The organism is Streptococcus anginosus, assembly GCF_900636475.1.
GTDB lineage: Bacteria > Bacillota > Bacilli > Lactobacillales > Streptococcaceae > Streptococcus > Streptococcus anginosus.
The window spans coordinates 88645-106542 of sequence record NZ_LR134283.1 but is presented as its reverse complement, the minus strand read 5'-3'; the positions used below and the strand labels follow the sequence as shown (position 1 = coordinate 106542).

Annotated in this window: 13 protein-coding genes; 1 reads left to right on the top strand and 12 read right to left on the bottom strand. The window is 38.9% G+C overall.

The window, feature by feature from the left end:
* Positions 1 to 20: 20 nt before the first annotated feature.
* The 5 genes from der to nrdR all read right to left on the bottom strand — a co-directional run bounded on the left by der (position 21) and on the right by nrdR (position 4869).
* Positions 21 to 1331, bottom strand: coding sequence for a ribosome biogenesis GTPase Der (gene der, locus EL079_RS00530; RefSeq protein WP_003031656.1), 1311 nt, complete (start codon positions 1329 to 1331; stop codon positions 21 to 23).
* 305 nt (positions 1332 to 1636) lie between these two features.
* On the bottom strand, positions 1637 to 2350 hold the full coding sequence (locus EL079_RS00525) for an NADPH-dependent oxidoreductase (protein WP_003031610.1): 714 nt from the start codon (positions 2348 to 2350) through the stop codon (positions 1637 to 1639).
* Entirely contained in the window at positions 2347 to 3246 is a 900-nt protein-coding gene (gene dnaI / locus EL079_RS00520) for a primosomal protein DnaI (protein ID WP_003031645.1), read from the bottom strand. Before dnaI ends, EL079_RS00525 begins: the two co-directional genes overlap by 4 nt.
* Entirely contained in the window at positions 3247 to 4395 is a 1149-nt protein-coding gene (locus EL079_RS00515) for a hypothetical protein (RefSeq protein ID WP_003031644.1), read from the bottom strand.
* Entirely contained in the window at positions 4396 to 4869 is a 474-nt protein-coding gene (gene nrdR / locus EL079_RS00510; RefSeq protein ID WP_003029936.1) for a transcriptional regulator NrdR, read from the bottom strand.
* A gap of 166 nt (positions 4870 to 5035) precedes the next feature.
* On the opposite strand from nrdR, the gene EL079_RS00505 reads away from it, so the two are divergent.
* Positions 5036 to 5632 carry a hypothetical protein gene (locus tag EL079_RS00505; protein WP_003031654.1) on the top strand — a complete coding sequence of 199 codons (597 nt, stop codon included), beginning with the start codon at positions 5036 to 5038 and terminating at the stop codon, positions 5630 to 5632.
* 46 nt (positions 5633 to 5678) lie between these two features.
* Here the strand turns inward: EL079_RS00505 and EL079_RS00500 are convergent, their stop codons facing one another.
* The 7 genes from EL079_RS00500 to EL079_RS00470 form a co-directional block, all read right to left on the bottom strand.
* A complete protein-coding gene (locus tag EL079_RS00500) occupies positions 5679 to 6494 on the bottom strand; it encodes an endonuclease/exonuclease/phosphatase family protein (protein ID WP_003031598.1) in 816 nt (271 codons plus the stop codon).
* Between the two features lie 16 nt (positions 6495 to 6510).
* A complete protein-coding gene (locus tag EL079_RS00495; RefSeq protein ID WP_003031589.1) occupies positions 6511 to 8700 on the bottom strand; it encodes a PTS transporter subunit IIBC in 2190 nt (729 codons plus the stop codon).
* 434 nt (positions 8701 to 9134) lie between these two features.
* Complete coding sequence (locus EL079_RS00490; RefSeq protein WP_428696083.1) at positions 9135 to 10436, bottom strand: ISLre2 family transposase; 1302 nt, start codon at positions 10434 to 10436, stop codon at positions 9135 to 9137.
* Positions 10437 to 10509: 73 nt separating this feature from the next.
* On the bottom strand, positions 10510 to 12138 hold the full coding sequence (locus EL079_RS00485; protein ID WP_003030377.1) for a helical hairpin domain-containing protein: 1629 nt from the start codon (positions 12136 to 12138) through the stop codon (positions 10510 to 10512).
* Positions 12104 to 12490: a plasmid mobilization protein gene (locus tag EL079_RS00480; RefSeq protein WP_018543571.1), complete on the bottom strand. Its 387-nt coding sequence runs from the start codon at positions 12488 to 12490 to the stop codon at positions 12104 to 12106. The genes EL079_RS00485 and EL079_RS00480 overlap by 35 nt, the downstream gene beginning before the upstream one ends.
* A gap of 368 nt (positions 12491 to 12858) precedes the next feature.
* Positions 12859 to 13149: a hypothetical protein gene (locus EL079_RS00475; protein WP_003030368.1), complete on the bottom strand. Its 291-nt coding sequence runs from the start codon at positions 13147 to 13149 to the stop codon at positions 12859 to 12861.
* 42 nt (positions 13150 to 13191) lie between these two features.
* Positions 13192 to 17886, bottom strand: coding sequence for a PBECR4 domain-containing protein (locus EL079_RS00470; RefSeq protein WP_003030401.1), 4695 nt, complete (start codon positions 17884 to 17886; stop codon positions 13192 to 13194).
* Between the last annotated feature and the right edge of the window lie 12 nt (positions 17887 to 17898).

Below are 17898 nucleotides of genomic sequence, written 5' to 3'. Positions count from 1 at the left end.
CTTGTTTAGTTAGTTCCGCCCTACTTCCGCTTTCTGGCAATGAGATGAATTGGTGTTCCTTCAAATACGAAAGCTTTGCGGATTTGGTTTTCTAGGAAGCGCATATAAGAAAAGTGCATGAGCTCTTCTTCATTGACGAAAATAACAAAGGTTGGCGGTTTGGTCGCAACTTGTGTCGCATAGAAGATTTTCAGCCGTTTGCCTTTGTCGGTCGGTGTCGGATTAATCGCAATGGCATCCATGATGACGTCGTTGAGAACAGCTGACGGAATGCGAGTATTTTGACTTTGACTAATTCTCTTAATCATGCCTGGCAATTGATGCAAACGTTGCTTAGTCAGAGCTGATACAAAGACAATCGGTGCATAAGAGAGATACTGAAATTGGTCGCGAATATCGGCTTCCCAATTTTGCATTGTCTTGTTATCTTTTTCCAGCGTGTCCCACTTGTTAACAACGATAATAATTCCTTTACCTGCTTCATGAGCAAAACCAGCAATGCGCTTGTCATACTCGCGAATGCCCTCTTCAGCATTGAGCACCATAAGCACCACATCAGAGCGGTCAATAGCTCGCATAGCTCGCATAACAGAATACTTCTCTGTATTTTCATAGACCTTACCTGACTTACGCATACCCGCTGTATCAATCATGGTAAATTCTTGTCCCTCATCGTCCGTAAAGACCGTATCAATCGCATCACGAGTAGTACCAGCCACAGGACTAGCAATCACACGATCTTCTCCTAAAATCGCATTGATTAGGCTAGACTTGCCGACATTGGGACGACCGATGAGGCTGAATTTAATCATGTCTGGATTTTCAGCTGCTTCTTCATTGGGGAGATTTTCCACAATGGCATCTAAGATATCCCCCGTGCCAATCCCATGAACAGAAGAAACGGGATAAGGGTCACCCAAACCAAGCGCATAAAAATCAAAAATTTCACTACGCATCTCTGGGTTATCTACTTTATTAACCGCTAGAATAATCGGCTTGTGGGTCTTGTAGAGCATACGAGCCACATATTCATCCGCATCTGTAATACCTTCTTTTCCAGACACCACAAAAACGATGACATCCGCTTCCTCCATAGCAATCTCTGCTTGGTGCTTGATTTGCTCCATAAAAGGCGCATCTACATCATCAATCCCGCCTGTATCAATCATGCTAAACTTGCGATTCAGCCACTCAGCCGTTGCATAAATACGGTCTCTGGTCACTCCTTCAACATCCTCAACAATCGAAATCCGCTCCCCGGCAATCCGGTTAAAAAGTGTTGATTTGCCGACATTAGGACGGCCGACAATGGCAATAGTTGGTAAAGCCATAGTGTTCCTCTTTCTGTTCTAAGAAGCTGAGACACAATGCTCAGCTTCGCTTGTTTATGTAGTTATAATTACAGGGCGCAGCGGTTTGGAGAAACTCTATTGATTTTAAGCAATTTAGTGCCAACCAAACACTGCTAAGTGGTGTCTAATACGCTGATAAATCAACTTTTACACCCTTTTGGCGTCAAGTTTTACTTGACTTTATTTCCAACCTCGGAAGGTTTCCCAAACCTTTCGAGCTGTGCGGGCAAGCCAACAAAATCGAATTGTTTCGAAATGACCGATTTTGTCTCACTCTCTTTATTTTACAATAATTTCTTGTCTTGTAATAGATTTTGACTAGCAAGATTGGGCTTTTGAGCAAATTGCTTCGCTAGTCGCTCGCTCCATGTATCAGTTGCTCGATCTCCAGCATAGTCTGCTTGAATCTGATCATAGTTCTGAATAACAGATGTGTCCTGTTCTTGATAGTTTTCTTCAAAAACGACTGTTTCATACGGCAAACGTGGTTTAACAGCATGGTGCTGATCCGGCTTTCCCAAAGCCATTCCAAAAATAGGATACGTATAATCTGGTAAGTTAAACAGCTCTGCTATTTCCCTAGAAGCATAGCGAATCAAGCCAATGATGACCCCGCCATATCCCAGACTTTCAGCCGCCAAAAGAGTATTCTGCGCGACCAGACTAGCGTCAACAGAACTAATCAGAAGATTCTCCACTCCTTGTGAGTAAAAGGTATCCGTATGAAGTCGCACACCTTTCTCAGCTCGATTGAGGTCTCCGATAAAAAGAAGAAAAACAGACGACTGACGAATAGCCTCCTGAGGCACTAAATCAAACAAGGCTGCTTTCTTTTCTTGACTGCGAACAACAATAATCGAATAAGATTGGAAATTCTTCCAGCTAGAGGCTGCTCGACCAGCATCAATAATCGCCTTCAAATCCTCATCTGAAATCTGCTCATCTGTAAAACGACGAACAGAAGTATGCTTTTTCATCAAATCAATCGTTTCATTCATCGGCGATTTTCTCCTTCCAGACGAACTTCCTCTGCTAAGAATTTTATTCTTTCCATGACCCGACGAGCCTGCCAAGTTTCATCTCCGTTTTTGGATGTAGCAAAATGGCGTTCCAAATCCGCAAAATTAAAATTTGATGTAAAGAAAGTTGGCAAATTTTCCTGCATCCGATGCTGCAAAATAACCTGCAAAATCTCATCTCGCATCCAAAGACTTGATTGCTCCGCACCAATATCATCCAAAATCAAGACTTGTGCTACTTTTACTTCATCAATCTTTTCCTTAACGAGACCAGAAGAAATAGCATTCTTTACATCCAAAACAAAACTAGGATAATGAAGCAAGGTCGTGGAAACACTGCGTTTTTCCGACAAATCATGTGCTAAGGCTGCCATCATGTAACTTTTTCCCACGCCAAAATCACCATAAAGGTAAATCGCTTTTTTGTAGTTTGGATAATCTGCCACAAAATTCGTCAGCAACTCAAAAGCCTTATAACGACCAACATCGTCCAAATCCACTTTTGCCAAACTAGCTTCCTTGAGACTAGCCGGAAGACTAATTAAATTTAACCGTGCATTGATAGTTGCTTGTTTCTGCGCTTCGACTAGTTCTGGAGTTTCTTCATAAGAAACGTCTGCATACCCCTCATTCTTCACCAATATCGGCTTATAGCCTTTGGCAATATACGCTTTATCACCTAGCAAGAAACGGTTTCGCTCAGAAATATACTGATTAAACTTAGAAATGCTTCGTTTGATTTCAGCAGGTGTCAATCGCTCAGACTGGATAAAAGCCGCCACATCTGGATCGGCAACGATTTGTTTCACCAACTCTTCATAGTCAAATTGACGAGCTTGTTTCCTATGCGCCATCGTTTGTCCAACACTCTCCATCTAGTCACCTCCTTGGTCTAATTTCGCTAAAAGTTTTCTCTTTTGCTCCTCTAGCTCAGCCTGCTTTTCAGCACTTGTTTCATTCTTATAGTCAGGATTGCTCCAGTCGGGAACATTGCTCTTTGAAGTAGTTGTTTGATTTGCTTTTTTGCTTGGTTGTTGATTTCGCTCACGAATCCGCAAAACTGCTTCTTCTGCTGATACCACCTCCTGATATGAAAAGTCATTTGCTACTTTTAAAGCATACTTTTCATTAAGGTTGGCTGAATTTACCTTATTAAAAGTCAACAGCAAAATCACATTGATCACTTCATCTAACAGTCCCAAATTAGCCAGTTCTTGCAAACACTGACGTTCTCCTCGTGTGATTGTCGCATGCTTGGTTTTTTTGATTTCTGCCAAAAACTGCATGGCTGACTTACTCTTAGCCTCTCGGATAATCGTTTGTTCAGCATTAGAAAATCCGCTTACAGCAGGTTTTTGATTTAATTTTTGTTTCATTCGCTTGGTCGAAATCACATGACCGACAGCCGTTTCCTTAGCCAACAAATAGGTCTCATACCAAGTCCAATTTTGTTGCTCTGAAATAGCAAAGAGTACCAGCAAATCTTCTTTTTCGTTTTCAAAACGCAAGTTTTCTCGCGCCATCAATTGTTTAAAGTAATCCAAGTCAAAATGATTCTGTTTTGATTGCGTCTCTGCCTTTGCATCTTCCACTTGAAAAATCTCTGACAGCTTCACACCTTGCTTCTCACCCTTTGGTTGACTAGGCAACAAAGCCTCTACCGCAGCTTCGCCAATCTTCTTTTCTAACAGGCGCTTGTAAACAGGATTGCTTAAAAATTCACCAGACGCTAATGTGGGCTGCAAATAGACCTGAAAATGATTCTCCGTATGATAAAGCTCTACTAACTGCATAGCGGACAACATTTCTAAACTTTTTTGCAAGGCATTCATCCCCAGATTGAGATGATTCAAAATGTGCCCAAAAGTATAAGATGATTTTCCATCGTCCCAAAAAGCAAGAAAATATTGATAGATAGAAGTCGCATCAAACCCTAGAATTGGCAAATACAGACGAATCAAATTGGTGCTGTCCTGACTAATCAGATTATTCTTCACAAAAGAAAATTGATCATTCGGTTTCATCTATTGTTCCTTTTTCTTTTTCGCTGTTTTTGTAATCTGTTTCAAGAGGTTTTCCAACTCGCTCACATCTTTAAAGCTACGATAAACACTAGCAAAACGAACATAAGTAATTTCATCTAAATCCGCTAACTCTTCCATTACTAAACCACCGATATACTCGCTTGCGATCTCGTTTTCATTGCTGCTGCGCACTTTTTGCTCAATTCTGCTGACAATTTCCTCAATCTCATCACTAGAAACAGGACGTTTTTGCGCCGAACGAATGATTCCATTAAAGATCTTGTCTCTTGAAAATTGTTCCCGCGTGCCATCTTTTTTAACGACAACGAGCGTCCGTTCTTCTACACGTTCATAAGTCGTAAAGCGATACTGACATTCATCACACTCACGACGACGACGAATTGTATTACCATCTTCTGCTTGCCGACTGTCAATAACACTTGATTTACTACCACCACACTTAGGACAACGCATCTGCTTCCCTCCTGAATTCTTAATACTTCATTATACCATGTTTTAAGAAATAACAAAAGATAGGACCTTCCTCACGAAAACATATAATAATCCGTTATCCTATTTACTTCTCTCGAGAAATTTTATATAATAAATTGTAAACGTTATCATTATAAGGAGAATTATGATGAAAAGATTTTTTTCTGTTGCCTTTTTTAAAGACAAAAAGAATATTGCTATTCTAGCTTTAATTGTTCTTTTGTTGGTTTCCTTTTCTACCAAAGGAAACCAGCGCGAAAATGGAGAAGAATATAAAGTACAGATTCAAAAATTAACAAAAAGCAATGAAAAAGCTGCTAGAGATTACAAAGCATTAAAAAATGAGTTTGACTCCTACAAAAAAGAAAACGAGCAATATATTGCTATAGGTAGAAAAGAGAAACAGGCAAAGAAGAAGAAGGCCGCTGAGGAAGAGAAGAAAAAGGAAGCGGAAAAAGCTAAGCAAGAAAAAGCAGCAAAAGAACAAGAAATAGCTAAACAAGCGGAAGAAAAACGAAAACAAGAAGAAGCAGCTGCCGCTCAAGCGCAGCAACAACAAGAGGCTGCTGCAGCACAAGAAGCTCAACAGCAGGAACGAACCGTTTATGTAGCTCGTAACGGAACTGCTGAGGTTTATTGGTACAGTATAGATAATATGCCACGCAATACACGGTTTGACAGAGTAGTCACCATGACTGAAGCCGATGCTATCAATGCTGGAAAACGCCACACCTCTAAAGAATGACAATCAAAAACGGGAAGTTCAAGATAAAACTTCCCGTTTTTGATTGTTAAAATGCAACTTCTGCTTCTAACCCAAAATGGTCACTAACGACAGGTGTTGCTTTGCCGTCAAAAACAACAGCAGATTTTTTAACGTTAAAATCTTTACTCGTAAAGATATAATCAATTTTTAGAGCATCCTTGTTTCCAGCCCAGCCGGCAATATCGCCTTCAACTGTTGCTGTACCAATGACTGTAGCCGCAACAACATGACTGTCTTGCAGAGCAAGCGGACTTTTTAGAATGTGCCAATAACCCTCATAACCGACGGGATTGTTAAAATCTCCCATCAATACTAGAGGCATATCGCGCTGCAACAATTCTTTTTCTACTTGTACCCATTCTTCTTGGAAGCCTTTGTCCCACCAAGAAAGATGACAGGAAGCCACCGTTACAAGCCGTCCATCAACTTCTGTTTCTGCTAAGAGGACTTTTCTAGTGTGATAATCTGTTGGATCGTTGGCATCTGAAACCAATAACTCACTTGGTTTCAACGGCTTTAAGGATAAAATAGCGACTCCCTCATGAAACCGATCAAAACCAATATGATTATAAGCCCAAGACCAATGATAAATAAGACCTTTCTCTATCAATCTCTCCACGAGACAATGCGCAAAGTGGTCTTTATGAATCGCAATGGCGCCATCTACCGCATGATAAAATGGAGCCTGAACAACCTGTTCAGACTCCATTTCTTGATTGACTTCCTGCAGGCAAATGACATCATATTTTTCTTGAAGAATCCGCTCAGCTAGTTGATCTAGCTTTTTTTCTTGCTCATCTTCCATCCAACTATGAGTATTTAAAGTCAGGAATTTTGCCATGATTTCTCTTTTCTATTTACAATTCTACTTTAGCAACAACTGTTTTCGCTGCTACTTTGCCGAATGTTTCAACAGTTACAGATTTAATAGCTTGTGCATTTGTGAAGACAACAACTGTTGAAGTTTCACGACCTGCTGCTTTGATAGCTTCTAAATCAGCTGTCACAAGAAGATCACCTGCTGCAACTTTTTGCCCTTCTGCAACATGCACTTCAAATGGTTTACCTTCAAGACTGACCGTATCAAGTCCGATATGAACAAGCACTTCAAGACCATTATCAGTCAAGAGACCAAGAGCATGTTTTGTAGGGAAAATGCTTGTAATCGTACCTGCTACTGGTGAGTAGATATTTCCATTTTCAGGTTCAACAGCAAATCCGTCACCCATCATTTTTTGTGAAAAGACAGGATCTTTGACATCAGAGATAGCAATAACTTCACCATCAGCAACCGTTTCAATTTCTTCTGTTACACCTTTGTAGCTCACTTCTGCTGCTTGTGAAGCTGTCATTTGACTCGGAAGAGTTTCGGGAATCACTTCACCTGAGTCAAGTAAGTCTTGAATATCAGATTTCAGAACATCCGCTTTCGGACCATAAATGGCTTGAACACCTTGGCCTTTCATCACCAAGCCCATTGCTCCTTCAGCTTTCCATTGTTCTTCTGTACCAACTTTTTCAGCATCTTTGACAGTCACACGGAGACGTGTCATACAGGCATCTACATCAACGATATTTGCGCGTCCGCCAAGAAGGTTAATGATATTTACAGCTTGGGATGCTTCTGCTACTTTGCCACCAGCTTGAGCAGATGAATCACTATCTTCCCCATCAGCTGTTTCATAGTTACCATTACGTCCTGGAGTTGCGTAGTTAAATTTCTTAATCATAAAGTTGGCAATAAAGTACATTCCAACTGCAAAGAGAACTGTTACCCAAATAAAGTTAATGATATCCATACCCAAACCAGCGTTGATTGCAAGTGGAGTACGAGTCAAGAATTCAATCGAACCAAATGAGTGCATACGCAAGTGAACAATATCTGCCATAGCAAAGGCTAACCCTTGCACAACAGCATACACCAAATAAAGAGGTGTTGCAACAAACATAAACATGTATTCAATTGGTTCTGTAACACCTGTTAAGAAAGTTGCAAGTCCTGTTGCAATCATCATCCCTTTGTATTTATGTTTCTTATCATCATCTACATTTCGATAAATTGCAAAGGCAACCCCCATCAAAATACCAAATGAACCAATCATTTGCCCAACTTTAAAACGAGCTGGAGTAATACTATTTAGAAGATGTTGATATTGATCAGCGTGTGAACCTTTTAAATTAACAAGGTCTGTTACCCAAGCCAACCATAATGGATCTTGACCAAATACAGTCGTTCCTTTAGCAGCCCCTGTCAACACTTCATATGTCCCACCTAATTGAGTATAGTTGATTGGAATTGTCAACATATGGTGAAGTCCAAATGGTAAAAGAAGACGTTCTAAAGTACCAAACAAGAATGGTGCGAGAATTGGAGCTGTCTTTTGAGAGTTAGCAATCCAAATACCAAAATTGTTGATTCCAGTTTGAACAACTGGCCAAAATACTGCAAGAATCAAAGCCACAATTGTAGAACGCAAAATAACAACGAATGGCACAAACCGTTTACCATTAAAGAATGAAAGCGCATCTGGTAATTTACGGTAATTATAATATTTGTTGTAAGCAGTTGCTCCAACAAAACCGGCAATGATACCAACAAACACCCCCATATTAAGGGCAGGAGCTTCAAGTACACTTACAAAATAATCAGCCACCTTAATGGTTCCACCAAAGACAGTTTTTACAGTAGCTCCTTGTTTTGTAAGAAGGTCTGAAGTTACTCCAAAAAAGACCCCTGTAATACGGTTAATTAAAATAAATGAAAGTCCGGCCGCAAATGCACCACCAGCACGTTCTTTTGCCCAGCTACCTCCAATAGCTAATGCAAACAAAATGTGAAGGTTTCCGATAACTCCCCAACCAATTTGCTCAAGAATACCACCTGTTGTAACAAGAGCAGCTACATTTGGATTGATCATTGGAATAGACTTACCAATACTGATCATCAAACCAGCCGCAGGCATTACTGCGATAACGACCATCAGAGCTTTTCCGAATTTTTGCCAAAATTCGAAACTAAATATGTTTTTGAATGTCTCTTTCATCATTCATATCTCCTTATAAAATTTCCGCAAACATTTTACGAAAACGTTTGCATTTATTTGACCCTTTAATTATATCATATATTTTTATTTTGTAAAGCGTTTTTATACAATAGTTTGTGTCTAAATTTTTGGGAAAGTCTAACTAACCCTTATAACCTAAGAAAACATTAGGTTTTTGTCAGAAAAAAACTGAAACAAAGTTTTTTCTCTGCTCCAGTCTTGACGATATTGTTCTTTGTATGGTACAATACTGTTTGACTGATTAAGCAAAGTTCCGTTTTGTCTTAATCGGTGGTGTAGAAGTTCACGCTTCTACACCTTTTTCGTTTTTAATAAATATATTGTACCATAGATTACACAAAAAAGCAAGAGAAAGTACGACAAAAAGACCCTAAAAATCCCTTTTTTTAGCGGTTCTTATGTATCCCTAATTATAACTATAACTTACCAAAATATCCTTTTTTCCTAATGACGGCTTTATGGGGATAATGGTTAACCAGACTACCAGCACTCAATCTATTTCCTTGATAATACTGATATTCTCTTCGCCAATCTCCAAAAAACAACTCCTCTAGCTGATCCATTCGTTCTAAGAGAATCATCTTAGCCATAGCACAAGCCCCCTTTACTGACCAATACATCCCTCGGTGCTTCATCCTATATGTAACCTTCCTGTGCTGACTTTCCATAACACCAATCCCTTGTGAGGATAAGCCTCTTAATTTGGGTGGTTTTGTTTCTTTGAAATGGTTAAAAAGTTTTTGACGGAAAGTATGAAACCGATCATACTCCTCATCGCTTTGAATAAGTGACTCTACAGTATCAAATACTGACTGAAGGAGAGGTTTTTGATATGTCTGAATAGCCTTAAAAGCTAGCACTTGCAAGGAATAAGGGTAAGGCTTTAGGAAGGTTTCAAGTTGTTCATTTAGGTGGTAAGCATCCCAAAAATGTTCATGATGTTTAATCCCTAAAGACTTCTTAATTTCTTGAAAGACTCGTTTGGTATAGCCCTTTCCGTTATCTGAATTAGTAATCAGAATCGTTTTATCCGTAATTTCAAAGTGGTTATAGAGATAATCCAGTAGCTCTTCTCTAGCCGTCTCATAGTTTGTATGAATGATTTCATGTTTATTTTGTAGGATATAACGGTTTTTACCTACCTTTTTAGTCCCTGTATGGACGAGAAAATGAGCCAAATCGGTATTGTGACGTTCGTCACCACCAGAGGTTGTTTTCACCATCACGCCATCCCCTTCCAAGTAGATTTTGTCTGCTTGGATTTTTTGCGGTTGCTCTTTTTCGAGCAAAAAGCGATATTGTTCCCTCTCTGAAAAAAGACGACCAGCTACTTTAACTGCTTTTAAGACAGCATCCTTTGTCACGAGCAAATCATAAGCTGTCTGAATCGTTCGACAAACTTCCCGATAGGACAATTTGGAAGCGTGCTTAGCCATGTGAAGAATAAGTTCGGGAGAATAGCGTATATAGGGTTTTAATCCCAACCACTCATCGACGGGATAACGCGTCTTTTTCCCTTTTCGCCATCTGTTTCGTGAGAAGGTCATTTCTCCAAAAGTAAAGAGCACGGTTCGCTCACTGCTATCTACTCGTTTATAACCATGTTGTATCATGTTAGTTGCAACACTATCGTCATATGCTTTGACACGTTTAAGAAATTCTTTCTCACGTAGTCGTGCCATCTCATCCATAAAAGTTCTTTCATCAAATCTAACCATACTTTATTTTATAAAATTTAACTGTTTTTGAAAATATTTTCTGAAAATTATTCTCCTTTTACAAAGGCAATGATTATAAGCGAGTTTGCGACTGTTTCCTGTTTGCATTATAACGCTGTTTCATCTCATTCGCAAAATCATAGTCTGTTACAATACGATCTCTATGTTCTTGCAATGTTGAGCGTTCGATTTGGAGCTCTTTGATTTCTTTTCGAAGACTGTCCGGAGCCATCTCTTTATTAATTTTAGAAGTATCTAAAAGGTGCAATGATACTTGAGATGGGACAAGCTCATTTTGATAATCTAATAAAGCTCCTAATAGTTTATTCAAATAAACGATTTTGTTATCCAGGCTCTCTAGTGTCTGATCCGTTTCAGACAACTGAGCTAAAAACTGTCCTTCTAGAATTTCAAACTGCTTGAAATTAGAAACTTGGTTAATCGCTAAGAAATTAAACTCTTCCACCAAACGATCTAACTTTGAGATATTCTTATTTTTTGTCAAAATCAACTCGCCATTTTGAGCAGCTAACTGTTTTATCAAAGTTGTTCCTTTGATGAAACGGTTTTGTTCTGAATGGTCTGCGTTTAAAAAATAGAAAAAATCATTTCTCTTCAAATATGCAGTAAAGCTACCATTATCATTTTGATCCAGCATTCGAGAAGGGATTGAAACGGTACCTTTGCGATCTAATCCAAATGTAATGGGAATATGAATTGATGTTGCAGTCAAGTGTGTAATCTGCCACGGCTCAATTGTGATTTTCAGTTCAAAATCCTCTTCCTTTTTGATTTTTTCTTCCTCATATCTATCCTTGACATTTTCTAAATTATAAACCACTTCATTAGTTGCAAAACGTTCTTGCAATTTTTCTAAACTGTACTTTCCTTTTTTAGAAAGTGTTCGGTCTCGGACGGGACGTTGTTGGGGTTGGTCGGTTAATTGATAGGTAACATATTTTCCACTTGTGTCAATCCTCAAATCCAAAGCTCTCGCTTTTTGAAAAAAGTCTTTTTGATCCAAAGAGTGCTTCATGAGAAAATCCAATCGTTCTTTAATCTCAACACGAAAATTATTTTTTCGTCGCCAAGCAGAATAGTCTGTATAAGAATTTCTCATTTTAGGTTTTAAGATTTTAGCTCCATACACTTCTGCATGTTTATTGGAAATTTGGAAAAGATTGCGAGCAGTATTTTTTTGCCAGCGGAACTTTTTCAAAGTAACCTCATTTGTCGTATTGAAAATGATATGATTGTGTAGATGTCCTTTATCAACGTGTGTGGCAATGACAAATTGATAATGACCTCCCGTTAATTCTAAAGCTGTCTTTCGACCAATTTCGTTCACTTGTTCTGGTGTGAGATGATCTTCCGGCGAAAAGGATTGGATGACATGATGTGCTAATACACGATTATCATTTTTTAAATCCGACAAAACCTCATTATCGTAAAAAGCATCAACAGACTGTTTTAATAGAATGAAATCTTCGTAGATCATATCTACATCTGAGATGTCTGTTAAATGATGACCAGCGACTAAACGTTTCATGACCTGATTATTGACCAACTCATAAGAAAATACATCCTCTTCTTTCTGACTTCCATTATCATGAATTAGCGTCGCATCATCTCGTGTGATATAGTTAATTGCCCGTTTGAGGTTTTTACTACTTTTGATTTGGATAACTTTGGTTACTACCATTTGATCGTGCCTGTCCTTTCGTCTTAAATTCACTTGTAATCAATTGTTTCATTTCCTTAATGTCAGATTGAAGAACTTGTAACAAATCACCATCTAACTCTTCAAAGGTATTGACATAGCGAACCAGCTGATTGATATTTTGACCAATCCGATTAATTTCCATTCGCAACTGATGCAGCTCTGAATAATCGTAGGTGACAATGTTTCCATTGAGTAACATTTTCAAAGCATATGCTTGAAAAGTCTTTAGATTTGCCTGCGTTATCCGGCGACGTAATTTCTCCGCCTCTTCATCAGTCGTCCGTAGTTCAAATCTATTAACTCGTGTTCTTTTCTTTTGGGGTATGCTCATTTTTCTTCCTTTCTCAATTTGGATACAAGTAGCTACCAAAAATAGCTGCTATTTATAGTTTGACAAACCTTTCCTAAAGGGAGTAAACTTGTTCTCTGGCGAGATTAGCATGTGTCCGGACACATGCGAAAATAAAAAGGTCACTAAGTTTATTTGTGAAATCTTCACAAATAAACTTAAGCCTTTTTACAATTTGGGGAAATCCCCAATCCCCTTTTGGGCACTTCGTGCACTTTTGCATTTTGTAACTTCTACGACCTTGCATTTTCTCAATATGACACTTTGGATATTTGTGCATTTTTGAAAAATAACACCAAACAAAAAGTGCACATTTTAAAAAATGTATACTTACTATTTACGATACCTGCTTACTCTGTCGCAGGTTCCCATTCTAAAAGTTCTAACTTAAACTTCTGGAAATCATCGTCAGTCATTTCAGACAAAGTCGCAACAACATCCGATAGAACTTCTGAATAGTCTTCTTTACCGTCATCATCAAACACAGGAAAATCTTTTTTGATCTCCTTTAGCATTTCCATTCTTGTCATGTTAGCGACTTTCTGATCAACAACTTTTCGCCCTCCAAGCCAAGCATTAAGGTCAAAAAAGTAAGGCATCAAAACAATCTCAGTTGCATCCATCATATTTTTCGTTATCATCTCGTTGTCCTCCAAATGTTTTTTGCGATGACCTACGTTGTACTACAGCATCGTAGGTCGTTGATCTTTTTTTACGTTTGTTTCTTTCCTCTTTGTTTCTTCTCTAGTATCCTCCTTCTTAACAGATGCCAAACTCTGATAAAACGGATGTGTCTTCTTTTGTACTTCCTTATTAGTCGCTTCTTTAGTATCTTGTATTAACGTCACAGCCTGATACTGACCCAAGCGCTCGTCAATACGGTTCATCAAAGAACGAGCTTCCTCCTGAACGATTTCCAATTGAGCCGTCAAATTATCTAGCCCATCCTTTGCCTGCGACCAACTCGCCAAGTACCCAAATGATTCTTGACTTGTATCAAACCCCAAGTGATGCGAAACCACATAAGCAATTGACTCCGCTTGAAGTTCTTTCGAGCTTCGGCTTAACTTGCCTGCAAAACGTTCGGTTAAACTCTTGTCATTGTGTAATTCTGAATGTGCCATCTCATGAATCAAAGTAGATAGTGTTCGTTCATATGACATCCCCTTCTTAATCACAATCTCATTTGTCTCACGATTATAAAAGCCGTCCTCTTGCCCTAACTCTCTAAAACGAATAGGAATATTGTTACTTTGCGAAATATCACGCAAACTCCGATATACGTTTTGATAATACGCCTTATCTAGCTGTTCAGGAATCAATCCTAACGCTTTTGGTAGTTCTAACTCTTTACCTTTTTGTGCCACAACCTGACTAACATCAAAGACGGGCACAGGTTTGAAATAAGTAAATGTTTCTTTTTCTCCCGTTTCAGGATTAACAATTGGTTTACCCTTAGAATCTTTACGGGTAACAACAACAGGCGCCTGGATATAAAGAGCTTTTTCGCGTTTTTTAATCCAACCATTTCGCTTTTGCCACTCCCGACCAGAAGCAACCAGTGTTGCTTTGGGGAATTGTGCTTTGATCAATTGAATGTTACGATAGGAGTAGTTGTTAAAGTGAGATATGCCTTCTAAATAAGATTTGTAGGTATCACTGTCAAAATACTCCTTAATCCCTTCTTGTAAGTGATTATTAAGTGCTGCTATATCTTTATTCTTTATCATCTGTGATAAATCAAGATCATGCTGGATAATTTCTTTCTCACGTGTCATCATATTGTCAGAAGGATTTGTCGGATCAGTGCCACTTGCTTTTTCAATACTATCTGAGATGCCATCGCCATCACTATCAGGACTATAAGGATTCGTGCCAAGCGCTATTTCCTCATCATCAGTTAAACCATCACCATCTGAATCCTTTGATCTTACATTTCGCTGCAACGTTTCCGTCTGAATAGGTTCCAGCTCTTTATTTTCTATCATCGCTTTTAATTCCTGCCCTCCATCCGTGATATAACGGTCGTTAACCGAAAGGATTCTAACAAATCCATCCTTTTCACTTAGAACACCTAAGACTTCATTTTCTTGAGCCTTTTCAATCAATTCAGCCGTTAAATTTTTCTTTCCTCGTAACAAAGAGGAAGGGAAGGTCACGTCATCAATCGTCTTTAACGCCACGACTAGACTCCGGTTATTGGATTGAATAGCATGGCTCGCTTTTAATTTCTGCATCTTTTGAACGTCTTCTAAGTCAGAAAAAATAAACGACTTAGATTGTGAGAGTTCTTGGATCATTGGCAAAACTTGAATCTTATCATTAAAACCATTTGACAAGGTGATATTAGAATAATCTCCTCGTCCTTCTGAAAAATCATCCAGTAATTTTTCAGCAGATAACCCTTTGCCAATTGGTCGAATACCTGTCAAGTGTGCAAATTTATCTTTAGCAAAAGAGACCTGAAGAGCCTTGATTCCTTCATTCCCTTTCAACATATAGGTCACTTGACGATCAGCAAGATTGTCTCGATACCAATTCGCCGTCTGTTGCAAACTAGGAGCATAGTAATTAAGGTTCCGAATGTCTTCCTCTGTTGCCACATGGTAACCCTCTCTAATAGTTGACACAAAAGCATCTCTTGTGCTAAACTGTAATAAAGGATAGGAGACAGTCGGGTGGCTGGTAACAGCTTGCTCAAAGGTATCTTTCGATGCGGGTACGGCACTGCCTTGAGGTTCGGCCTCTAAAGAACCCAAACTAATTTTGCTCCTATCCTTTTTTTCATGCTTCTGAATTGGTTCAGGAGCTTTTTCTTTTGCAGCTGGTAAAAGCTCCATGGAAGCAGTTTCTTCAATTTCTGCAGATGATCTAAGGTAAATTTCTGTGGCTTCTTCGTTAATATCATTAGGAAAAAGACTTAGGATACTCTGCCCATTCACTTCTACATTTGCTACAGAATCAATTGCCATCAGGATATCTAACGGTGTTCCTCGGCCAGATTCGGACAACAAAGAAGACAGTTCTCGACGTTGCGAACGCTTCAGTTTTTTATTTACAAATTGGTATAGATCTGAAACATTGTCAAACTCTTTTGAGAGTTTATCAGTAAAAACAGTATAACTGTTAACTGGCTGAGTGACTGTGATGGCTTTCCACGGTTTGACTGAAGGCTCTTCGTTCAGTAGACCTTTTTCTTGAGCAATAGTAATAAAATCCTGAACAGAAAATTGACTCAAGGCTTCTCTGTCAATATCACGGTTTATATAGTGTTCAATGAAGCGATACATCGGATCCGTATTAACTTTCCCAAGGTCAATGAGCAACGATTGATAACGTACGTCATCGTGATGGCTATTTGATTCATTTAAGACCTCTTCAGGACTGTATTTTTGCATAAGACCTATCATCTCTGCAAATGAGCGTCTATCAAATTTAGTTTGGAACTCTTGCTCCTCTTTTTCTGCCACACGATCAATATTTTTTTCTGAATGACGATATTCCTCAATAGGAGTATCTGGATTATATCCAAGATTTTCTTCAAGAAATTTTTGGTCAATCCGCTCAATATCAAATCCCAAAGCCACATGATCAAATTTTTGCCCATCCTCAGAAACTAGTCGGTTTATTAAGGCATCTACTTGCTTTGATGGGGATAGCATATCCAATTCCGCATAATGATTCGCAAATAAATACCCGTCTAGATAGTAAGCTATATCTTCTTGACCATTAGGTAAATAGATATAGTCAGTCTTAACATCTGAAATTCTTGTTTTGAAAAACTCACGAATATGTTCTTTTTGTGCATCTGAAAAAGGTTCCAGAGATTTTTGATTAGCTTCATCAATGTCCTTTTCTTCTGACGAAACTCCAAGTCTTTTCAGATAAGTTGCGGTAATCGCTTGACCTTCTTGATATACTTCTGTCTTTAATGAACTGCTTTGAAGTATTTCTCTCTGGATAGTGGTTAGTGCTTGACCTTCTAAGAGTAAAGCCGTCTGGGTCTCTGGTACGAGACGAACGACTCCTATACCGTTATGAACCAAATTCCAGAAATCCTTTGGATGGTCATTCAAAATATCTAACTCTGGTCGCCCCATTACATCGAAGTAGTTCCGAATGGCTCTATGGTCATCTCCTCTCATTCCATAGTCCCAAGAACTAACTAGGCGACCATCTGGAAAGAGGTACTCTGCTGTTTCAATATCCTCTGTATAATGTTGAGCAACTTCTTCAACATATTTATCCAATATTTCTGTACTAAAAAAAGGAGCCTGAAACTCCTTACGACTATTTTCTTCTGCCATCTGTTTTTCTCCTGCTTTTTCTTTGCTTTCCTTCAAGTAATCATTCCAATCCATCTTATCTTGATTATCTTTACGTGGGGGAATATCTACCGTAATAGGGATTCCATCATCTTTTAGTCCTTTAATAAAGCGTAGCCCCGCCTCGTCGTTATCTACAGCCAGAGTGATCAAGTTAGGAGAGTCTTTCAATAGTCCTGTCGTCTGATTTAAGGCATCTAGAGCCCTTCTAATTTGGTCTCGTGACATCGTTTGTGAGTATTGACCATCTGACAATAAATCTACCGTATAACGGCTGATAACGCCTTTTTTCAGCCCTTCCATAGCCACAAGACGGACATCTTCTAAGTTATCCTTATGCAGCTCATAATAACTCATGAGATCAATAGGGGCTTCCGCAAAGACAAGACGCTTTGGGGTGCCGATATCTAAGTGAAAACCTGCTAATCCATCTGAGTTTTTCATAATTTGCTTGAGTCGTCCTCTCTCTGGATGTTGTACTTTATTTTCAATAATCCCCTGCAGGCTTGCCCCAACCAAGGAGCCATCATCATTACGGCTCTTAAAGACGATGACTGGTTCAAAATAGTCCCCTTTTTTTCGTGTGGCTTGTGCTAGATTGCCAGCCGCTAAGAAAGTGTCAATCGTTTCATCAGATAAACCACGTTCCTCTCTGAGGTACTGTCTACCTAGATTAAATTCCTTGTGTTCATAAGGTTCCAAATAATATTGAAATGGTTCATATACCTGTGGTTGTACTGTTACATGCTCAAATTGACCTGTTTCTAAGAAGGTGACTACCTCTTTAAAAGAAGGCTTTCGTCCAGTTAGTTCTTCTTGGACGGTTTCAACTAAATTAATGGTATTCGAACCAATCCCTCGTGACCACCAACGAAAACTATTTGTTTTGGGATAAATTTTAAAACTGTCATGTTCCTCCCAATAATAAGTACCTCCTGATGATGGCTTTAGAGACATCCCTAAAGCTTCGCCTACTGCCATGATATCCATATTAACTAATTTTTGAATACGTTCTTCAAAACGCTTAGAAATCAAATCTTGTGTTTGTGTCATCTGTTTTCCTTT